The sequence below is a fragment of the Hymenobacter sp. 15J16-1T3B genome, assembly GCF_020711235.1.
Taxonomy (GTDB): domain Bacteria; phylum Bacteroidota; class Bacteroidia; order Cytophagales; family Hymenobacteraceae; genus Solirubrum.
On record NZ_JAJFAV010000006.1, the window covers coordinates 277,581 to 296,093 of the forward strand.

At 66.6% G+C, this 18,513-nt stretch carries 20 protein-coding genes; 18 read left to right on the forward strand and 2 right to left on the reverse strand.

Features of this window, described 5'->3' with window-relative positions:
* Positions 1-65: 65 nt before the first annotated feature.
* The 10 genes from LJ737_RS12690 to LJ737_RS12735 all read left to right on the forward strand — a co-directional run bounded on the left by LJ737_RS12690 (position 66) and on the right by LJ737_RS12735 (position 7,350).
* Positions 66-722 carry a hypothetical protein gene (locus tag LJ737_RS12690; RefSeq protein WP_227766220.1) on the forward strand — a complete coding sequence of 219 codons (657 nt, stop codon included), beginning with the start codon at positions 66-68 and terminating at the stop codon, positions 720-722.
* A 70-nt stretch (positions 723-792) separates the two neighbouring features.
* Entirely contained in the window at positions 793-1,455 is a 663-nt protein-coding gene (locus tag LJ737_RS12695; RefSeq protein ID WP_227766222.1) for a hypothetical protein, read from the forward strand.
* Between the two features lie 17 nt (positions 1,456-1,472).
* Positions 1,473-2,090 carry a hypothetical protein gene (locus LJ737_RS12700; RefSeq protein WP_227766223.1) on the forward strand — a complete coding sequence of 206 codons (618 nt, stop codon included), beginning with the start codon at positions 1,473-1,475 and terminating at the stop codon, positions 2,088-2,090.
* Positions 2,091-2,170: 80 nt separating this feature from the next.
* Complete coding sequence (locus LJ737_RS12705; protein WP_227766225.1) at positions 2,171-2,563, forward strand: hypothetical protein; 393 nt, start codon at positions 2,171-2,173, stop codon at positions 2,561-2,563.
* A gap of 187 nt (positions 2,564-2,750) precedes the next feature.
* A complete protein-coding gene (locus LJ737_RS12710) occupies positions 2,751-3,176 on the forward strand; it encodes a hypothetical protein (RefSeq protein WP_227766227.1) in 426 nt (141 codons plus the stop codon).
* Positions 3,173-3,877 carry a (d)CMP kinase gene (gene cmk / locus LJ737_RS12715; RefSeq protein ID WP_227766229.1) on the forward strand — a complete coding sequence of 235 codons (705 nt, stop codon included), beginning with the start codon at positions 3,173-3,175 and terminating at the stop codon, positions 3,875-3,877. Before LJ737_RS12710 ends, cmk begins: the two co-directional genes overlap by 4 nt.
* Positions 3,878-4,137: 260 nt before the next feature.
* Positions 4,138-4,674 carry a DUF1963 domain-containing protein gene (locus LJ737_RS12720; protein WP_227766232.1) on the forward strand — a complete coding sequence of 179 codons (537 nt, stop codon included), beginning with the start codon at positions 4,138-4,140 and terminating at the stop codon, positions 4,672-4,674.
* 46 nt (positions 4,675-4,720) lie between these two features.
* Positions 4,721-5,608 (forward strand): 4-hydroxy-3-methylbut-2-enyl diphosphate reductase, encoded by an 888-nt coding sequence (locus LJ737_RS12725; RefSeq protein WP_227766233.1) that lies wholly within the window; start codon positions 4,721-4,723, stop codon positions 5,606-5,608.
* A 163-nt stretch (positions 5,609-5,771) separates the two neighbouring features.
* Complete coding sequence (locus tag LJ737_RS12730; RefSeq protein WP_227766235.1) at positions 5,772-6,314, forward strand: DUF502 domain-containing protein; 543 nt, start codon at positions 5,772-5,774, stop codon at positions 6,312-6,314.
* Between the two features lie 220 nt (positions 6,315-6,534).
* Positions 6,535-7,350, forward strand: coding sequence for an alpha/beta fold hydrolase (locus tag LJ737_RS12735; RefSeq protein WP_227766237.1), 816 nt, complete (start codon positions 6,535-6,537; stop codon positions 7,348-7,350).
* Positions 7,351-7,611: 261 nt separating this feature from the next.
* Here the strand turns inward: LJ737_RS12735 and LJ737_RS12740 are convergent, their stop codons facing one another.
* The gene (locus LJ737_RS12740) at positions 7,612-8,178 is read right to left on the reverse strand and encodes an O-acetyl-ADP-ribose deacetylase (protein ID WP_227766240.1); all 567 of its coding nucleotides are present in this window, start codon (positions 8,176-8,178) and stop codon (positions 7,612-7,614) included.
* Positions 8,179-8,477: 299 nt separating this feature from the next.
* On the opposite strand from LJ737_RS12740, the gene LJ737_RS12745 reads away from it, so the two are divergent.
* The 7 genes from LJ737_RS12745 (at position 8,478) to LJ737_RS12775 (ending at position 15,451) form a co-directional block, all read left to right on the forward strand.
* Entirely contained in the window at positions 8,478-8,774 is a 297-nt protein-coding gene (locus LJ737_RS12745; protein ID WP_227766242.1) for a 2TM domain-containing protein, read from the forward strand.
* A 40-nt stretch (positions 8,775-8,814) separates the two neighbouring features.
* A complete protein-coding gene (locus LJ737_RS12750; RefSeq protein ID WP_227766244.1) occupies positions 8,815-9,120 on the forward strand; it encodes a 2TM domain-containing protein in 306 nt (101 codons plus the stop codon).
* Positions 9,121-9,317: 197 nt separating this feature from the next.
* Positions 9,318-9,797 carry an ATP-dependent zinc protease family protein gene (locus tag LJ737_RS12755; RefSeq protein ID WP_227766246.1) on the forward strand — a complete coding sequence of 160 codons (480 nt, stop codon included), beginning with the start codon at positions 9,318-9,320 and terminating at the stop codon, positions 9,795-9,797.
* A 48-nt stretch (positions 9,798-9,845) separates the two neighbouring features.
* Positions 9,846-10,802: a 30S ribosomal protein S6--L-glutamate ligase gene (rimK, locus tag LJ737_RS12760; RefSeq protein ID WP_227766249.1), complete on the forward strand. Its 957-nt coding sequence runs from the start codon at positions 9,846-9,848 to the stop codon at positions 10,800-10,802.
* Between the two features lie 62 nt (positions 10,803-10,864).
* On the forward strand, positions 10,865-11,698 hold the full coding sequence (locus tag LJ737_RS12765; protein ID WP_227766251.1) for a T9SS type A sorting domain-containing protein: 834 nt from the start codon (positions 10,865-10,867) through the stop codon (positions 11,696-11,698).
* Between the two features lie 93 nt (positions 11,699-11,791).
* Positions 11,792-12,784, forward strand: a complete 993-nt coding sequence (locus LJ737_RS12770; RefSeq protein WP_227766253.1) for a succinylglutamate desuccinylase/aspartoacylase family protein — start codon at positions 11,792-11,794, stop codon at positions 12,782-12,784.
* A gap of 165 nt (positions 12,785-12,949) precedes the next feature.
* Positions 12,950-15,451 (forward strand): RCC1 domain-containing protein, encoded by a 2,502-nt coding sequence (locus tag LJ737_RS12775; protein ID WP_227766256.1) that lies wholly within the window; start codon positions 12,950-12,952, stop codon positions 15,449-15,451.
* A gap of 67 nt (positions 15,452-15,518) precedes the next feature.
* Here LJ737_RS12775 and LJ737_RS12780 read toward each other — a convergent pair whose 3' ends face one another.
* Complete coding sequence (locus tag LJ737_RS12780; RefSeq protein ID WP_227766258.1) at positions 15,519-17,426, reverse strand: S9 family peptidase; 1,908 nt, start codon at positions 17,424-17,426, stop codon at positions 15,519-15,521.
* A 295-nt stretch (positions 17,427-17,721) separates the two neighbouring features.
* Here LJ737_RS12780 and LJ737_RS12785 point away from each other — a divergent pair, with 295 nt between their 5' ends.
* On the forward strand, positions 17,722-18,414 hold the full coding sequence (locus LJ737_RS12785; protein WP_227766259.1) for an OmpH/Skp family outer membrane protein: 693 nt from the start codon (positions 17,722-17,724) through the stop codon (positions 18,412-18,414).
* Positions 18,415-18,513 lie beyond the last annotated feature (99 nt).

The window sequence follows — 18,513 nt, forward strand, 5'->3', positions numbered from 1 at the left end:
GTTATTACCGGTCTTTCGGGCGGCTCGGACGCAAGCTGCTCCGCACCTCTATTCCGCTTGCGCGTATGTCAACACCGCTACTTGCTCGCCTGCTCGGCCGCCCGGGGCTGCTGACGGCGCTTGCCCTGGCCCTGAGCACCTGCTGCCAGGCGCAGGTGGGGCTGCTGATCGGGGCGGCCACCGCTGCCTTCGACGACAAATTTTACCGGGCTGGCCCGGGCAGCTACCAGCTGAACGGGGCGCCCTGGCAGCCGCACGCGGAGCTGCGCGTGTCCAACTCCGGCATGGTCGTGGGCAAGGGCAAGGCCACGCAGCGCTACTGGCTCGATAAATTCAGTCAAGTGGTCATCAGCGCCGACTCCTTTGCGGTGGTCGGCAACGCGCGCATGGGCAAGGCCCTAAAGCCCGTCGACGGGCCGCTGCTGGGCCAGCGCGTGTGGCGGCAGCCGCAGGTGGAGCTGTTCGACTTCCGGGCCTTGGGCGGCCCGCTGCCCCTGCTGCGCTTCCCCGACCAAACGGCCCTGGTGCTGCCCCGCCGCTGCCGCGACTACTGCGACGTGATGCTGCTACTAGTGGGCGACCACCCCGCCCTGGCCGAGCAGCTGCGCCAAGGCGCTTTCGACGCGAGCCACACCCGCCAGATCCTGAGCACTTACCTGGCCTGGAAACCCGCTGGCTTCGATACCAAAGCTCTGTCGGCGGCCGCGCCGGCGGCTAAATAATCAGCCTGACCAGTCCTGCCCAACAGCCGTGCGAGGCGTTTTTCCTGCTTTTTTCACTCCCTCCCTTTATATGCGTCAAGTACTACGCCCCGTTCTATCCCTGTTGCTCGTGCTGGGCCTGAGCTCGGCCGCTCAAGCCCAAGTGGGCCTGATTATGGCCGCCGCCCGGCTCGGGGTGGCCGCTGCCACCTTGGCCGCCGCCGACCCGCAGTACAGCTGCAAAGGCCCCGGCAGCTACCAGCTGAATGCCGCGGAATGGCAGCCGGCTCCCATTCTGGTAACCAACGGCAACCTCACGGCCGGCAAAGGCAAAGAAGCCAAGCAGTTCGGCCTCGACGAAGTACGGCAGGTAGTGGTGCGCACCGATACGTTCGTGGTGGTGCGCAACGTGAAGTTTCCGGGTGCTAACGCCATTTCGGCGGCCCCCACGCTTGGCCGGCGCGTGTGGCGCCACGCGCAGGTGGAGCTGTTCAACTACTACGCGGCCGCCGGCGCCCTGCCCATGCTCCGTTTCCCCGACGGCAAGGTGCTGGTGCTGCCCCTCAAGCCCAAGGAGTACCGCGCCGCCATGCTCAAGCTCGTCGGCGACCAGCCCAAGCTGGCCGAGCAGCTGCGCGGCAACGAACTGGAGCCCGTGCACACCCGCCTGATCCTCGACACCTACCTGCGCTGGAAGCCCTCCGGCTTCGATACCACGGCCAGCTTCGCCGCCGGCAACGAACCCAGCAAGTAACTACCCTTCCGATGTCTATGCTAACGCGTAGCCTGCTGCTAGCCGCGGCCGCCGGGCTGCTGAGCCTGCCGGCCCTGGCCCAAGTGCCGGGCATGATGACCACCGTGCCCCGGCTCCACCTCGTGCGCAACCACCGCCCCGGCTCCTTTCAGCTCGCCGACGGCCGCTGGCAGGCCGCCGAGCTGTATTACGAAGGCGGCGAGTGGCTGAGCGTGCGCCAGCCCGGCGTGGACGGCCGGCGCGAGTACCTGCCCCAGGACGTGCCGCGCTTCGTCATCAAGGCCGATACCTTCGGCGTGGTGCAGGGCTACGGGCCGGCCGATCGACAGGGCGGGGCCGGGGTCTTTGGCCAGGAGCTCTACCGCACGCCCTACCACGCGCTGTTCAGCTACCGCGAAGCCGAGGGCGACAACATGAGCCTGACGCTTCTGCAGCCGCTGGGCGGCGCGGCGGTGAGCATTCCGCAGGGCCGCAAGAGCTTCACCAACGTCATGCTGCCGATTTTCGGTGACTGTCCGGAGGTGGCCGAGGGCATTCGGCGGGGCCGGTTCGGGCCTCAGCACGTCAAGCGCATGATGGCCCTGTATGCCCAGTGGAAGCGCACGGCCGGCGCGGCCGCCCCGCCCCGGGGCTGAGCCGGCGGCCGCTCCGACGGCCAACAATGCGGCGGCGGTGTTACCTTGGGGGCCACCCCGCCGCTTTTCGGCCTTTGCTTATGCCCGACGAACACCCCTTAGCCCACCTGCAGCAAGCCGCCGAAGCCGTGCGGCAGCAGCTGCAGGTCGATGACTTCAACGAGGCCGGCGTGCAGCGCCTGGCCGCGTTTATCGAGGAGCAGCGCCCCCTGCTCTCCCGCGACAACGTGCAGGGCGTGGTCCTGGCCCTGGGCGCGTTTTTGGGGCAGTGCCTGGTGCAGGCGTACCAGGGCGAGTGGGCCTCCGGGCCCGACGGCACCACCGGCGTCGGTTTCCTAGGCACGCGCTTCTTCAACCCCTTCTACCGCGTCATGCTGCAGTTCGATAACGGGCTGCAGGACTCGGTGGCCGATTTCTACGCTTCCATCCCGGCGCGGCTGGCCGAACCGCCGCCCAAGCGGAGCTGGATCTGAAGAAAACACGCAAGATTGAAATTGGACTTTCTTCAAAATATCTTATTTGATTCTCATAAAAAGCCCCGCGTGGGCTTTTTTTATTGCCTGTTCTCAGGCATCCTGGCTAAAATTTTGTAACTACGTAATCAACCCAGCCGGGGTTAGCCTTTCTTTCGTTCCTTCAATTTCTCCACCACCTATTGCCATGGAAGAGCTGCGCGCCGCCGCTGAAGCCGTTCGGCAACAACTCAACGTCCCCGCCTTTGACGAAGCCGCTGTGCGGGTCCTGACTGATTTTATTGAAACCCAGCGCGAAGCCCTGGGTTCTGTGGATAGGCCCAACGTTATCAACGCGTTAGGCTGCTTTCTGGGGGAGTGCATCATCCGCACCTTCGGCGGGAGCTGGCAGTCCAACCCGGCCGGGGTGATGGGTATCCAGCTCGGAGACCATACCTTTGTGCGGCCGTTCGAGCATGTGGACCGCCAATTGACGCACGGACTCACCGAATCGGTGGTCGGGTTTTACCAGTCGGTACCCGAGCGCCTGGCTTCGGCCCCGCCCGCCCGTCGGTTGACGTGGATTCCGCTGCCGCTTCCCGCGACGACGGCCCGCCGACCGCTCAATAGATGAAAAATATCGTCATAGCCATCGACGGCTACTCTTCCTGCGGCAAAAGCACCACGGCGAAGGCCGTTGCCGCCGAACTTGGCTATGCTTACATCGACACCGGGGCCATGTACCGCGGCGTCACCCTGTACTTGCTCGAGCACAACATCAGCTTCGAGGACTTGCCGCGGGTGGAGGAAGCCCTGCACCAGATGCAGATTACCTTCAAACGCAACCGCCGCTCCGGCCGCAATGAACTCTGCCTCGACGGCAGCATCCGCGAGGACGAAATCCGGCAAATGCGCATTTCCAACGCCGTGAGCGAGGTGTCGGTCATCCCGGCCGTGCGCCACGCGATGGTGCGCCAGCAGCAGCGCATGGCCCGCAAGCGCGGCGTGGTGATGGACGGCCGCGACATCGGCACCACCGTGTTTCCGGACGCGGAAGTGAAAATCTTCATGACTGCCGACGTGTACACCCGCGCCATGCGCCGCCAGGTAGAACTGGCCGCCAAGGGCGAGGAAGTGTCCCTGGACGACATTGTGCAGAACCTGCAGAAGCGCGACTACCTCGACTCGACCCGCGCCGAAAGTCCGCTGCGCCGCGCCGCCGACGCGGTGCTGCTCGACACCTCGCACATCACCCTCGACGAACAGGTGGATTTCGTGCTGGAGCGCGTGTCCTCGGTGCTCGTCGACGGGCTGCGCGCGGCCGAAAACGGCTAACCCCCGTGGGACTGTGGACGTGGTTAGCTGGACTGTTCGCGGGCAAACGGCCGGTCGGGCCGCGGCCAGTAAGCCCGCGGCCCCTACAACCAACAGTCGACGCAGCGGAGTACCGGGCCTGGCGCGAAGCCAACCGCCGACCGTACTGGCTGCCGCTGCTTCGCGAAGGGCAAACACCCGAAAACCCCAACCACTTCGGCGGTACTCCTGACCTAGCGCCGGACGAAACCTGGCCCCGCTGCACCTACTGCGGCGCGACGATGCCCCTGTTTCTGCAGCTCGACCTGGCCACGCTGCCTGCCGGCGCGCCCGGACGCGCGGAAGTAGGGGCGGAGTTGGTGCAGCTGTTCGGCTGTACCGACTGCGGAGCGCCGCTGTCCGAGGACGGCTCGGCCGTGGCGCGCCTGCTGCCGGCGCGGCCGCGGGCTATGGCCGCAATGTCCTTTGAGACCTGCCTGTTGCCGCCGCGCAGCATCGAGGGCTGGCAGGCCGGCAGCCAGCGGCCGGGCAGCTGGGAGTGGGATGAGGCCCGCGGCCTGTTGTCGGACGACGACGCAGACGACGAGGACTTTGTGGTACGCAACAACAAGGACGTGGACATGCTCGGCGGCTGGCCCAGCTGGGTGCAGTACCCCGACTATCCGCCGTGCCCGGTGTGCCAGCAGCCCATGCGGCTGCTATTGCAAATTGCGTCGAATCAAGGGCTGGATTTTATGTTCAGCGACGTGGGAACTGCGTATCTGTTGTATTGTTCTCATCATTCTGACCAGCTACACTTTTCCTGGCAGTCTACCTGAGCCGGCGCGGTGGTTGGCACCGGTCTTTTTCCGAACTTTGCAGCACATGAACGTCACCATCGATAAGAATTCCGGGTACTGTTTCGGCGTCGAGTACGCCATCCAGATGGCGGAGGACGAGTTGCAGGACTCGGCCGAGCTGTATTGCCTGGGCGACATCGTGCACAACCGCATGGAGGTGGAGCGCCTGCACCAGCAGGGCCTGCGCATCATCGACCGGGACCAGCTGCGCCAGCTGCACGACTGCAAGGTGCTGATCCGGGCCCACGGCGAGCCGCCGGAAACCTACCAGCTGGCCCTGCAAAACAACATTGAACTCATCGATGCCTCCTGCCCGGTGGTGCTCAAGCTGCAGAACCGCGTCAAGCACGCCTTCGATGCGACGACGCGCCAGGACGGGCAAATCGTCATCTACGGGCAGCCCGGCCACGCCGAGGTAGCGGGCCTGACGGGCCAGACCGGCAACCGCGCCATCATCGTGATGACCGAGCAGGACCTGGACCAGATTGACTTCCGCCGGCCGGTGACCTTGTTTAGCCAGACCACCAAGAGCACCGCGGGCTTTTACCGCATGAAGCAGCTCATCGAGGAGCGCATTGCCGCCGTCGAGGGCGACCTAGCCGCGTTTGACGCCAACGATTCTATCTGCCGGCAGGTGTCGAACCGGGAGCCGCAGCTGCGCAAATTCGCGGTGGAGCACGACGTCATCGTGTTCGTGAGCGGGCGCAAAAGCTCCAACGGCAAGGCCCTGTTTCAGGTGGTGAACCAAACCAACCCGCGCAGCTACTTCGTGGAAAACGAGCAGGAGCTGCTGGACGAATGGTTCGAAGGTGCCGCCTCGGTGGGCATTTGCGGCGCCACCAGCACGCCCATGTGGCTGATGCAGCGCGTGTCGGACCGCATCAGTGAAATTGGCGCGGCCGTGGCGCTGTAGCAAGCCTTGTAGCGCGAACCAGCGGCGGACGCGGGTACGCGCCGCTTCGCAGACTGTGGCTGCCGGCCGCGTGACGCGGTACCGATAACCGTTCAACGATGCGCGCGGCAGCGCTGCGCTATACATTCGCCTGGCTTCGGCCGGGCGTTTTTGCATGCGGACTATGATCAAAAAGATACTCGGCTATTTCCTGCGCGGCCTGCTGATTTTGGCGCCCATTGCGCTGACGACCTACATCCTCTTCGCCTTTTTCCACTGGCTCGACGCCATTTTTGACATCAACGGCGTGCCCGGCCTGGGCTTGGGCCTGATGGTGGTGCTGCTGACGGTGCTCGGCTTTATCGGCTCGCAGGTGCGGCCGTTCATCGTGCTCGGGGAGCGGATTCTGAACCGCCTGCCCGTGGTCAACATCCTCTACAGCAGCATCAAGGACATCTTCGATGCCCTGTTGGGCGAGGAACAGAAGTTCAACTGCCCGGTGCTGGTAAAGGTGTTTGCCGGCACGGAGTGCTACAAAATCGGTTTCGTGACCCACGACACCATGCAGGCCATGCACCGCCCCGACCTGACGGCCGTGTACTTCCCCGACTCCTACAACTTCTCGGGCGAGCTGCTGCTGGTACCCCGCGAAAACGTGACTTTCCTCGATCTGCCCAGCGCTCAGGTGATGAAGTTCGTGGTGTCGGGCGGCGTGGCGAAGCTGTAGAGGTTGCGTAGAAGTAGCTAAGCGAAAGACTAACCCGGAACGTCATGTCGAGCTTGTCGAGACATCTCGCGTGCTGACTTCAGATAGCAAAATCCTCGTTCAACGAGCAGATTACTGTCCAGCGGGATTCCTCGGCTGCGCTCGGAATGACGTGCTGTTTACCCCTATTTCATCCGACAGCGTACGCACCTAATCACCTAATCACCTAATCACCTACAGCATGTTCGTCGAATCGGGCCGTACCCGGCTGCATTACCAGGTGTATGGGCGCGGGCCGCTGCCGGTGCTGGCGTTTCACGGCTACGGGCAGAACGAAAGCCACTGGCGCCACGTGGCTGCCTTGCTGGGCGAGCGGGTGACGGTGTACGCCTTCGACTTGTTCTACCACGGCCGCAGCCGCCTGGCCAAGGCCGATGCGCCCATCCGCAAAAAGCGTCTGGCAGAGCTGCTGACGCAGTTTCTAATGGAGCAGGGCATCGATGCCTTCGGGCTAATGGCGTTCAGCATGGGCGCCAAGTTTGCCCTGACCCTGCTGGAAGCCTTGCCCGAGCGGGTGGCCCACCTCTGGCTGGTGGCGCCCGACGGCATCCGCACGCAGTTCTGGTATTCGCTGGCCACCTATCCGCCGTGGATGCGCGGGGTACTGGGCCGGGCCGTGCTGCGCCCCCAGCGTCTGCTCAACCTCATCGATGCCCTGGGCCAGCGCCGCCTCGTCGATACAGGACTGGTGCGGTTTGCCCAGTGGCAGCTCGACAGCCGCGAAAAGCGCCTGCGCGTGTACCGGAGCTGGACGGGCTTCCGACACCTCACCTTCGATACCCGGCGGCTGGCGCAGCTGCTGAACCGGCAGCCCACGTCCGTCACCTTTTTCCTGGGCAAGCACGACCGGGTGATTCCGCACGCCGGCCTGCGCGAGTTCATCGGCTCGTTGCGCCAGGCCCACACCGTGCTGCTCGACGCCGGCCACGGCGGCCTGCTCTACGACGTAGCCAGCTACCTGCGCCGCCACCCCGACGAGTTGCGCTGGGCCGCGTGAGCCCATTCCGCCAACGCGGCGTGGGTAGCAAAAGGACTCGTTCCGCCGTCATGGCGAGCGAAGCGCAGCAATCGTTCTTCTCGTGGCACCACGACCCACTAGCAGAAACCTAAAACGGCCCCGCCTGACACTGGAGTTACCGGTTTCGCGTGGGGCCGTTTTAGGTTGGTGGGTATGTCAGCGTTTCTGCTGCTAGCGGAACGATTGCCGCGCTTCGCTCGCCATGACTTCCAGTGCTACCGATACGGGGTGAACCGCGGCTTATTTCTCCGCCTGCCCGCTTAGCTCCTGCTCGTAGAGCCGGTAGGTGTCTTCGTCGAAAGCCACCAGGACGACCGTTTCGGGCAGCGCGTGGGCGGCCAGAAACGTCTGCACCGTGTGCACGGCAATGGCGGCGGCTTGGGCTTTGGGGTAGCCGTAGATGCCGGTGCTGATGCCGGGGAAGGCCACGCTGCGCAGCTCGTGCTCGGCGGCCAGCTGCAGGGAGTGGCGGTAGCAGTCGGCCAGCAGCTCCGGCTCGTGCTTATGCCCGCCGTTCCACACGGGCCCGACGGTATGGATGACGTGGCGCGCCGGCAGCCGCCCACCGGGGGTGATGACGGCCTGCCCGGTGGGTAGGCCCTTGCCGTAGTGCCCGGCCCGCAGGCGGCGGCACGCCTCCAGAATGGCCGGGCCGCCGGCGCGGTGAATGGCCCCGTCGACGCCCCCGCCGCCGAGCAATGAGGAGTTGGCGGCGTTGACGATGGCGTCGGTGTCGAGCCTGGTGATGTCGGCCTGGGCCAGCAGAATGCGGCCGAAGGCGCGGCGGGCGGAGTAGGGCAAAGGCATGAGGAAAGAAAAAGGCAGGTGAAGGGTAGCAAGTCGGCGCAAGACCGTTCGGCACGTTGCGCTTGCGCCGGGCCTGATTCAGCTTACGCGAGTTGGGCGGGCGTGATGCGGTCCGGCGCATTCCTCAGCATGGCAGCGCCTCCCCAGCTCCGCAATGAAGAGCAAAGCCGAGTGGAGCTGTTGCAGCTCATCGGGCTTATTAGACGGTTCGGCCCCGCAAGGTTGCCGTTCGGGCATGGTTTTGTTGGCGCCGCTGCGGGCCCCGCGTAAGTTTGACTCAACCTAACCGCCTGACCACCATGCAAACGCCCACGACCTCCGACTCCTACCTCTGGCGCCTCGCCCGCACCCGCGCCCACTTCAAAGGCCAACTGCTGCGCTACGTGTTGGTGTGCGCTCTGCTCTGGTCGATTTGGTACCTCACCGGTCACCACTACCACGGCGGCGGCATGCCCTGGCCGGCCTGGATAACGCTGTTCTGGGGCTTGGGCCTGGCTACCCGCGGCCTGACCTGCTACGGCCTCTGGGGCACCGAGTCGTGGACGGAGCGCGAATACCAAAACCTGGTGCGCGAGCAGCAAGCCCAGCAGCGCTAACCGCCGCCCCAATCCCAACCACCCTTAGCTCTTCTTCGCCATGCAACCCCTCGACCGTGACCCCCAACTCTGGCGCGTCGCCCGCGCCCGGGCCAAGTTCAAATCCCACCTCGTTACCTACCTGCTGGTCAACGCGCTGCTGTGGGCCATCTGGTACTTCACCGACGGCGCGGTGCACTACCGTCGCCACGGCTTCGACGTGCCCTGGCCGGTGTGGTCGACGCTGTTCTGGGGCCTGGGCGTGGCCGTTCAGGGCCTGAGCACCTACGGCTTCGTGAGCCAGCACAGCTGGTCGGAGCGCGAGTACCAACGCCTGCTGCGCGACCGAGACGCCGGCCGCCTGTAACCCCCGCCGCCCCAGGCGGCCCGCCCAACCGTACCCCGGCCCGTCGTTTTGCGCCCCCGTGCAAAACGACGGGCCGGGGTGTTAACGGGGCTACCCGCGGCGGTTTCCGGGCCGGCACCCGCGGCCGGCGGGGCAGTCTGAAAAAAATCCCCGGCCGGCTGCCGGCCCTCTGGCGGCCGTGCCCGTATTTTGCCCTTGTGAAAAAGGCTTCCACCCGCCGCCCTCCGAAGCGCATTGTCGGCCGCCGCGAGCTGGTCGACTTCCCGCAGTTTCAGCTGCTGGGCGTGGAAGCCAAGGTCGACACGGGCGCCTTTACCGGTGCCATCCACTGCTCCGACATTCACGTGGACACGCTGCCGGACGGGCGGCCCCTGCTCCGCGTGCTGCTGCTCGACGCCGACCACCCCGCCTTTCATGGGCGCGCGCTGCAGTTCGCCGAGTTTTCGCTGCGCGACATCCGCTCCTCCAACGGCGACGTGCAGGAGCGCTACGTCATTCGGGCGGTGATTCGGCTGTTCGGCGAAGACTACGAAACCGAGTTTTCGCTTTCCGACCGCTCCGACATGAAGTACCCCGTACTGATCGGGCGGCAGTTGCTGCGCCGCGCCCGGCTCGTGGTGGACGTGGCCCGCCGCAACCTCTCGTACCGCAGCCAGCACCGCCCCACGCCGGACTGAGCGCCGCGCCCGGTTATCTTCCTCCTCCCGTATCTTCTCCCTGCCCATATGAAGCTGGCGATTCTCTCGCGTGAGCCCTCCCTCTATTCCACCAAACGCCTGGTGGAGGCCGCCGAGCTGCGCGGCCACCAAGTCGAGGTCATCGACCACCTGCTCTGCAACTTGGTGCTCGAAAAAAGCACGCCCGGCATCATTTACGAAGGCCGCCGCCTCACCGATTTCGACGCCATCATCCCGCGCATTGGCGCCTCCGTCACGTTCTACGGCACGGCCGTGGTGCGCCAGTTCGAGATGATGAAGGTGCGCACGGCCGTCGACAGCCAGGCCATCGTGCGCTCCAGGGACAAGCTGCGCTCCATGCAGATTCTGGCTCGCGCCGGCGTGGGCATGCCCAAAACGGCCTTTACCAACTACTCCGACGAGGTGCCCGAAATGATCCGGCAGGTGGGCGGGGCCCCGGTCATCATCAAGCTGCTGGAGGGCACCCAGGGCCTGGGCGTGGTGCTGGCCGAGACGGAAAAAGCCGCTCAATCCGTTATCGAAGCCTTCCACAACCTCAAGGCCCGCATCATCGTGCAGGAGTTTATTGCCGAGAGCAAGGGCGCCGATCTGCGCGCCTTCGTGGTCAACGGCGAGGTGGTGGGCGCCATGAAGCGGCAGGGCAAGGAAGGCGAGTTCCGCTCGAACCTGCACCGCGGCGGCACCGGCAAGCTGGTCAAGCTCACCCGGGCCGAAAAAGCGGCCGCCTTGCTGGCCACCAAGGCCCTGGGCCTCGGCATTGCCGGCGTCGACATGCTACAGAGCAAGCGCGGGCCGCTGGTGCTGGAAGTGAATTCCTCGCCCGGCCTGGAGGGCATCGAAAAAGCCACCGGCCTCGACATTGCCGGCAAAATCATCGAATACACGGCCGAGCTGGCTTCCAAGAGGAAAACCAAGAAGAAGCCCAGCGCTAAGTCGGCTGCCAAGCTGCTGCCCGACACGCAGTCGGACGAGCAGCACCTGTAGGCCCGCGCGGGTTACGTCGGCAGCCGGCGGCGCATCAACGGGCAGGACCAACCGCTTGCCGTATGCGCCCGTTTGCCTGCTTCCGCTTTGTGCTTGGGCTGCTGCCCGTCCTGACCGGCTGCGACGACCTAGGCACTTTCGATACCTACCACTTCGTCAACGCTCCGGCGGGCCGCCGGCTGAACCTGGCGCGCCTGCTGGGCGAAGCGCCCACGCTGGTATCGGCCACCGATACCGTAGCACTGCGGGTACGTTTCGAGCGCGGCACGCGCACCAGCCTGGTGCTCGATGCCGGCAGCGGCGACACGCTGCTGCGCGGCTGGGTGACGCGCGACCGGGGCCTGTACTACTTCACCGCGCCGCTGCGCGACTCCACGTACTGGGTGCACGCCTGGCGCCACGCCCCCGGCACGGTGCAGGGCCTGCTGGACAACGCCGCCCAGATGCTCACCCTGCGGGCGGCGGCCGATGCGGGCCGGCTGCCCGCGGCCCTGGTGCAACCTGTGCTGCGCGCCGACACGCTGTTAACCAAGCGCCTGCGCTACGACGCGGCGTTGCTGCGGCCGGTGTTCCGGACCCTGGTCGACAGCTGCCGGAGCTACCGCCTCCAGCCGGTGGCGCAGAGGCCGGCTCCAGCGGCCCGCCCGGCCGCGCTGCTCGGCGAGGTGTACCCCAACCCGGCGCCCGCCGGCGGCTCGTGCAGCGTGCGCACCAACACCAGCGGCGAGGTGGGCTACGCCCTGCTGGACGCCCGCGGCCGGTGCCTGCGGCGCGGGCGGCAGCGCGGGACGCCGTTTGCCGTGCCGCTGAACGAGGTGCCGCCCGGCGTCTACGTGCTGCACCTCAGCGAGCAGCCCCGCGGCCGTACCACCAGCTGCCGCCTAGTGGTGGAATAAGGCCTGGCCGGCAAACTGCGGATTTATCGAGAACTTAAAGGCCGCCGAACCCCGCCGGGGCCGGCGGCTTTCCCGCTTTCTACCGCTCCGCCTTTGTCCGACACGCCTACCGTCCCGCACCACGGCCCCGCCGACTTCCTGCTCAACGGCCTCGTCATCCGCCCCGGCGAGCAGGTGCTCACCCGCCTGATCATCTCCAAGCTGCCCTCCGGCACCGTCATCGACGTGCCGGTGCACGTGTTCCGAAGCGCCGAGCCTGGCCCCACGGTGCTGCTGATGGCCGGCATGCACGGCGACGAGGTCAACGGCATCGAAACCATCCGGCGCATGATCCGGCGCGGGCAGCTGCAGCGGCCGCTGCGGGGCAGCATCATTGCCATTCCCATCCTGAACATCTACGGCTTCCTGAATTTCTCGCGCGAGGTGCCCGACGGCAAGGACGTGAACCGCTCGTTTCCCGGCTCCCCGCGCGGCTCGGTGGCCAGCCGGGTGGCCCACCGCTTCATGCGCGAAATCATGCCCCTGGTAGATTACGGCATTGATTTTCACACTGGCGGGGCGGCCCGCTCCAACCACCCGCAGGTGCGCTGCCTGCTCGGCGTCGATGCGGAAACCGACGCGCTGGCGGCCGCTTTTGCCGCACCCTTTACCCTGCACGCCGAGCTGCGGCCCGGCTCCCTGCGCGAAGCGGCCATGCGCCAGGGCCGCCGCATCATCGTGTACGAAACCGGGGAGTCGCTGCGGCTCGACGAACACGGAATCGAGCTGGCCTCGGCCGGCACCTTTCGGTTTCTGAAGCACCTGGGCATGCTGGCCGAGGCGCCCCCGCCCGCGCAGGCTACCGTGGTGTGCCGCCGCCACACTTGGTTGCGCGCCAAGTACTCCGGCCTGTTTCGTACCAGCCTCAAAACCGGGCAATTCCTAGAGAAAGGCCAGGAGTACGGCATCGTGGCCGACCCCTACGGCGAAATGGCCGTGCGCCTGGAGTCGCCCATCAGCGGCTACATCATCGGGCTGAACCATATGCCCGTTGTCAACCAGGGCGACGCGCTGCTGCACGTGGCCGTGGAGGTGAGCCCGGCTTAGGCCCCTGGCTGCGAAATAGGTGGGGGACGGTGGAGAAGCCCGGCCCCGCTAATAGTACGCCCTCCATCAGCGGCTTGCCGGGTTGCGCCGGTTCGCGCGCAACAGTCAGCTGCTGCCCGGCCGGGCCAACACCCTGAATCGATAACCGCTTTATTCCAGATGCTTATGACCAACAATTACCATCCCTTCAACGCAACGTGGGGCCCGACAAACCGCCGGTGGGTGCTGCTGAGCCTGCTGCTGGCGCTGCTCATGGCCGTCCCCGCCCGAGCGCAAGCCCCGGCCCCGGCCCTGCAGGTAGCGGCCGGGGGCGGCCATTCACTGAGCTTGCACGCCGACGGCACGCTCTGGGCCTGGGGCGACAACGCCATGGGCCAAGCCGGCACCGGACCCGTGGCCACGCAGCATTTCAGCCCCGTGCAGGTGGCCGCCGCGGCTAGCTGGCGCAGCATCAGCGCGGGCAACAGCCACACCGTAGCCATCCGCGCCGACGGCACGCTCTGGGCCTGGGGCGACAACTACGCGGGCCAGCTCGGCGACGGCACCACCACCAGCCGCTCGACGCCGGTGCAAATCGGGACGGCCGCGAACTGGCAAAGCGTCAGCGCGGGCGGTAGCTTTACGCTAGCTGTGCAACAGGACGGGACCTTGTGGGCCTGGGGGCAGAATACGGACGGGCAGCTGGGCGACGGCACGACCACCCGCCGCCTTGCCCCCGTGCAAATCGGGACGAGCGCGGCTTGGCGCAGCGTCAGCGCGGGCTACACCCATTCGCTGGCCGTGCGCACCGATGGCACGCTGTGGAGCTGGGGCTACAACGCCTTTGGCCAACTCGGCGACGGCACCACCACCGACCGGCCGACGCCGGCGCAGGTGGGCAGCGCCGCGAACTGGCAAGCGGCCAGCGCCGGCGGCACCCACTCCGTGGCCCTGCGCACCGACGGCTCGCTGTGGCTCTGGGGCAGCAACGGAAGCGGTCAGCTCGCCAACGCCACGCCGGCGGGGCAGTTGGTGCTGGTGCCGGTGCGCCTAGGCGGAACCACGTCGACCTGGCGCAGCGCCGCCGCTGGGGCCTTCTTCACCGTGGCCGTGCATACCAACGGCACGGTGTGGGACTGGGGCACTACCGGAGTGGCGTGGATGGGCACCCCGTTTGGCAACGCCTACGCGGCCGGGCAAATCGGCACGAATGCCACCTGGCAGAGCGTCAGTGCGGGCTACGCGCACGCCGTGGCCGTGCGCCAGGACGGCAGCGTGTGGGCCTGGGGCAGCAACTACAACGGGCAGATAGCGCGCACCGCCCGGTCGCAGTACGCTTCGTTTTCCCCGACGCAGGTCGGGACGGATACGAACTGGCAGCGCGCCAGCGCCGGCCAGCAGTACACCGCCGCCGTGCGCACCGATGGCACCTTGTGGACCTGGGGCAGCAACTTCTACGGGCAACTGGGCGGCCCCTCCACCACCGGGCTGCCCGGCCCGCAGCAAGTGGGCACAACGACCACATGGCAGCGCGCCGACGCGGGCCTGGGGCACGTCATGGCCCTGCAGCAAAGCGGCACGCTGTGGACTTGGGGGCGCAACTCGGACGGACAGCTTGCCGACGGCACCACCATCCAACGCGACACGCCCGCGCAGGTGGGCACCGCCACTTGGCAAAGCGCGAGCGGCAGCCCGAGCCACACCGTAGCCGTGCAGACCGATGGCACGTTGTGGGCCTGGGGCCGCAACACGGACGGGCAACTCGGCGACGGTACCACCACGCGACGCACCGCGCCGGTGCGCGTGGGCACGGCCGCTACCTGGCGCAGCGCCAGCGCGGGCTACACCCACACCGTGGCCGTGCGCACCGACGGCACCCTGTGGACCTGGGGCAGCAACACCGTCGGGCAGCTGGGCGACGGCACCACCATTTCGCGCAACAGCCCGGTGCAAATCGGCACCGGCGCCCAGTGGCAAAGCGCCAGTGCCAGCAAGGACTTCACCGTAGCCCTGCGCCAAGACGGCACCCTGTGGGCTTGGGGGCATAACCTGTACGGGCAACTCGGCGACGGCACCACCACTGCCCGCACTACCCCCGTGCAAATCGGCACGGCCACCACCTGGCAGAGCATCAGCACGGGCGAAACCTTTGCGCTGGCCCTGCGCCAAGACGGCACGCTCTGGGCTTGGGGCCGCAACAACTACGGGCAGTTGGGCGACGGCACGACGACCAACCAACCGAACCCCGTGCAAGTCGGGGTAGGCGCGGCGTGGCGTAGCGTCGGGGCGGGCACTACGCACACCGTGGCCGTACGCCAAGACGGCACGCTCTGGGCCTGGGGCGAAAACAACTACAGCCAGCTGGGGTACCCCGACGTGTTTGAGCAGCCGCAGCAGGTCTTGCCGAACACCCCGTTGGCCGCCGCGGCCGCCGTGGCCGAAGCGGGCTTTGCCGTGTACCCCACGCAGCTGGCGGCCGGGCAGCTATTGCACTACCAGCTCAGCCCCTCGGCCGCCCCCGGCGCCGAGCTGACGGTGTACTCGCTCACCGGCCGGCGCGTGGCCGCGCACCGGCTCCCGGCCGCCGCGGGCACCGTGGCGGTGGGGCAGTGGCCGGCCGGCTGGTACCTGGCCCGCCTGCGCTACCCCGACGGCCGCACCGCCACCAGCCGCCTGCTGATCCAATAACGCCCCCAGCGCAGCGCCCCGGCCAATACTGGTCGGGGCGCTGTTTATTACGGCACCTGGCCGGCCGTCAGTTCACCGGCTGCAGGTACTTGTTGAGGAAGTTCAGGGTCGACTCGTAAGCCCGCTGCTCGTTGGCGCGCTTGGCAAAGCCGTGGCCCTCGTCCTCGAACACCACGTACTCCACGGCCCCGCCCTTTTTCTTCACCGCCGCCACGATGTCGTCCGATTCAGGCCGGATGACGCGCGGGTCGTTGGCGCCTTGAATCACCAGCAAGGGCCGCTCAATCTTGTCGGCGTGAAACAGGGGCGAGGTGGCTTTCAGGCGCTCCAGCTCCGTGGTTGGGTCGCCAATTTCCTGGTACAGCGCCTGCCGCTGCGACTCCCAATAAGGCGGAATGCTCTGCAGGGTGCGCACCCAGTTCGAGACGCCGAAAATGTCGACGCCGGCCGCGAAGCGCTGCGGGGCGAAGGCCAGGGCCGCCAGCGTCATGTAGCCGCCGTAGGAGCCGCCCAAGATGGCCACCCGCGTGGTGTCGACGTAGCCCAGCGAGGCGAGGTACTTTTTGGCCGCCAGGCAGTCCCAGAGCGGTTCGCGGCCGTGCTTCCGGTCATCGGCGGCGAAAAACGTCTTGCCGTAGCCCGAGGAGCCGCGGTTGTTCACGCGCAAGACCACGTAGCCGTTGTTGGCCAAGTACTGGCTCAGCGCGTTGTACGTCGGCACCGACTGCCCGCCGGGGCCGCCGTGCACTTCCACCACCGCGGGCAGCTTCGCCTTGCCCGGCTTGGCGCCCAGCGGGGTGTAGAGCAGGGCCGGAATGTCCAATCCGTCGAAGCTTTTGTAGCGGATGGTTTTGGAATCGACCAGGTCGTCGGCGCTGATGGCGGGGTTGAGCGTCTGCGTCAGGCGGGTGGTGCGCCGGGTGGCGAAGTTGTAGACGTAGAGGTCCGAGGGCGACCGGTCGCCGTTGACGTAGTAGGCCAGCCGCATGTCGGAAGGGGAGAAGCTCACCCCGGTGATGGTGCCGCTGGGCGGGGCCGGCAGCTCCACCGGCCGCCCCGACACCGCGTCGTAGAGGCGGATGCTGGTGCGCCCGTCCTCGTTGAACATGGTAATGCGGTACTGCCCGGTGCGCGAAAAGTCGGTGTAAACCACGTCCCACTTGGCTTGCTCCACCGATTGGCGCGGGCCACCGGCCAGCGGGTAGCGCACCACGTAGTTGAACTCGCTGCCCTCGTCGGTGGTGGCGTAGAGGTACTGATTGCTCGGGTCGAAGGCCATCGGGTCGTTGCGCACGCTGCCCTGGTGGGAGCTCACCGACTTCAGCGCCTTGGTGGCCACGTTGTAGAGGTACACGTCCGAGTCGAGCGAGGTGGCCGATTTTTGCAGGGCCACCCACCGCTCGTCGTCCGACACGGCGGCGGGTTCGAAGCCCTGCTCGTTCCGAAACAGCAAGGTGCGCTGCAGGGAAGGCACCTCGTAGCGGTACACGTCCAAGTACTTCGGGTCGCGCTCATTCGTGAGTGCGTAAAACGCCTTGTTGTCGCGGCGCCAAGCCAGAAACTCGGCCCGCAGCTTGGGGCCCGGCGTCAGGTCGCGCTCCGCGCCGTCGGCCTCGCGCAAGTACAGGTGAAAGTTCTCGTCGCCGCCTTGGTCGTGGCGGTAGAGGATGCGGCCGTCGGGCAGGTAGCTGACGGCGTAGAAGCTTTCCTTGGTGGAGGTGCTCAGCGGCGTAGCCGGGCCGCCCTCCGCCGGCACGGTGTAGAGGTTGAACACGCCGGTTTGGTTCGAGGAAAACAGCACCTGCTCCTCGTCGGGCGAAAACGCCCGGCCGCTCAGGCGCGTGGTGCTCATGAATTGCTCGATGGTGTAGCGCTTGGGCGGCGCCGGGGCCGCGGCGCGCTTCTTTTGCTGGGCCGGGGCCGCCAGGGCCAGCAGCAATCCGCCGGCAGCCAGCAGGGAGGAGAGGTGTTTCATGGGGTCGGGGTTGTGGAAAAAAGGGGCTGGGATGGGGCGCGGCGGCGGTCGGGGAATGAGCCACCGCAGGCTTGAATTAATATAGAAAATATTGCCTATAGTTCAATCGACGGACGGCAAGCGGCCGGTGATACGGACGGAGCTGCGGATGAATGACGCGGCCGCCGCACACACCGGGCGTGCGCGACTCCGCCCGGTGTGGCTCTTGCGGGCTGTCTGGCACCTAATTCACCAATTCGGCGCATCTTTGCCGGATAAGGCCACGCTAGGTCCGTTTTGGCCGCGTTCTGTTCGCATGAAAAATTCCCCGCTTCAACTCGCCCTCAACGTCGTTCTGCTGCTCGCCGTCGGGGTGCTGTTCTATTTGCACTTCGCCAGCAAGCCCGCCGCCCCGGCCCCGGCTGCCGCCACCACGGCCACCCCGCCGCCCATGACCGCCCCCGACTCGGCCGCCCAAGAAGCCAACGAGGCTCCGGCCGCCGACGCCAAGCCCGCCGCGCCTGCCCCGGCCGCCGTGGAAGACAACGTGCGCAAAGTAGCCTACGTGGAATCGACCAAGCTGCTCGACAGCTACAAAGGGCTGCAGGACGCGCGCCGGGCCTTCGAGAAAAAAGCCGCCGTGTGGGAGCAGAAGCACCGCACCGCCGTGCAAAGCCTGCAAAACGCGGTGCAGAGCTACCAGAAAATGGCCCCGAGCATGACCGACGAGCAGCGCGCCACCGCCGAGGGCCGCCTGCAGCAGCAGGAGCAGCAAGTGGCCCAGCAGCAGCAACAGCTGCAACAGCAGGCCCAGCAGGAGGAAGCCAAGATGACCGAATCGGTGCTGACCAAGGTCAACAAGCTGCTGGAAGTCTACGGCAAGGAAAATAACTACGACCTGATCCTGGTGGCCGGCGGCGGCAGCATTGCCTACGCCCGCCAAGGCCTGAACATCACCGACATCGTGCTCAAGCGCCTAAACGCGGATTACGCCGCCGGCCGCAAATAACCCGCAATAAGCCGCGCGCCCCGCGCGTTCTGACCCCGCCGCCTGCATTCGGGCGGCGGGGTTTTATTTTTTCTGCTGATTATCCAACCAAACGGCCGC

What these genes read in the sequence shown, in the direction of transcription:
- LJ737_RS12690 (WP_227766220.1), top strand. Translation starts at nt 66, where the DNA reads ATGTCAACACCGCTACTTGCTCGCCTGCTCGGCCGCCCGGGGCTGCTG.
- LJ737_RS12695 (WP_227766222.1), top strand. Translation starts at nt 793, where the DNA reads ATGCGTCAAGTACTACGCCCCGTTCTATCCCTGTTGCTCGTGCTGGGC.
- LJ737_RS12700 (WP_227766223.1), top strand. Translation starts at nt 1,473, where the DNA reads ATGCTAACGCGTAGCCTGCTGCTAGCCGCGGCCGCCGGGCTGCTGAGC.
- LJ737_RS12705 (WP_227766225.1), top strand. Translation starts at nt 2,171, where the DNA reads ATGCCCGACGAACACCCCTTAGCCCACCTGCAGCAAGCCGCCGAAGCC.
- LJ737_RS12710 (WP_227766227.1), top strand. Translation starts at nt 2,751, where the DNA reads ATGGAAGAGCTGCGCGCCGCCGCTGAAGCCGTTCGGCAACAACTCAAC.
- cmk (WP_227766229.1), top strand. Translation starts at nt 3,173, where the DNA reads ATGAAAAATATCGTCATAGCCATCGACGGCTACTCTTCCTGCGGCAAA.
- LJ737_RS12720 (WP_227766232.1), top strand. Translation starts at nt 4,138, where the DNA reads ATGCCCCTGTTTCTGCAGCTCGACCTGGCCACGCTGCCTGCCGGCGCG.
- LJ737_RS12725 (WP_227766233.1), top strand. Translation starts at nt 4,721, where the DNA reads ATGAACGTCACCATCGATAAGAATTCCGGGTACTGTTTCGGCGTCGAG.
- LJ737_RS12730 (WP_227766235.1), top strand. Translation starts at nt 5,772, where the DNA reads ATGATCAAAAAGATACTCGGCTATTTCCTGCGCGGCCTGCTGATTTTG.
- LJ737_RS12735 (WP_227766237.1), top strand. Translation starts at nt 6,535, where the DNA reads ATGTTCGTCGAATCGGGCCGTACCCGGCTGCATTACCAGGTGTATGGG.
- LJ737_RS12740 (WP_227766240.1), bottom strand. Translation starts at nt 8,178, where the DNA reads ATGCCTTTGCCCTACTCCGCCCGCCGCGCCTTCGGCCGCATTCTGCTG.
- LJ737_RS12745 (WP_227766242.1), top strand. Translation starts at nt 8,478, where the DNA reads ATGCAAACGCCCACGACCTCCGACTCCTACCTCTGGCGCCTCGCCCGC.
- LJ737_RS12750 (WP_227766244.1), top strand. Translation starts at nt 8,815, where the DNA reads ATGCAACCCCTCGACCGTGACCCCCAACTCTGGCGCGTCGCCCGCGCC.
- rimK (WP_227766249.1), top strand. Translation starts at nt 9,846, where the DNA reads ATGAAGCTGGCGATTCTCTCGCGTGAGCCCTCCCTCTATTCCACCAAA.
- LJ737_RS12765 (WP_227766251.1), top strand. Translation starts at nt 10,865, where the DNA reads ATGCGCCCGTTTGCCTGCTTCCGCTTTGTGCTTGGGCTGCTGCCCGTC.
- LJ737_RS12775 (WP_227766256.1), top strand. Translation starts at nt 12,950, where the DNA reads ATGACCAACAATTACCATCCCTTCAACGCAACGTGGGGCCCGACAAAC.
- LJ737_RS12780 (WP_227766258.1), bottom strand. Translation starts at nt 17,426, where the DNA reads ATGAAACACCTCTCCTCCCTGCTGGCTGCCGGCGGATTGCTGCTGGCC.
- LJ737_RS12785 (WP_227766259.1), top strand. Translation starts at nt 17,722, where the DNA reads ATGAAAAATTCCCCGCTTCAACTCGCCCTCAACGTCGTTCTGCTGCTC.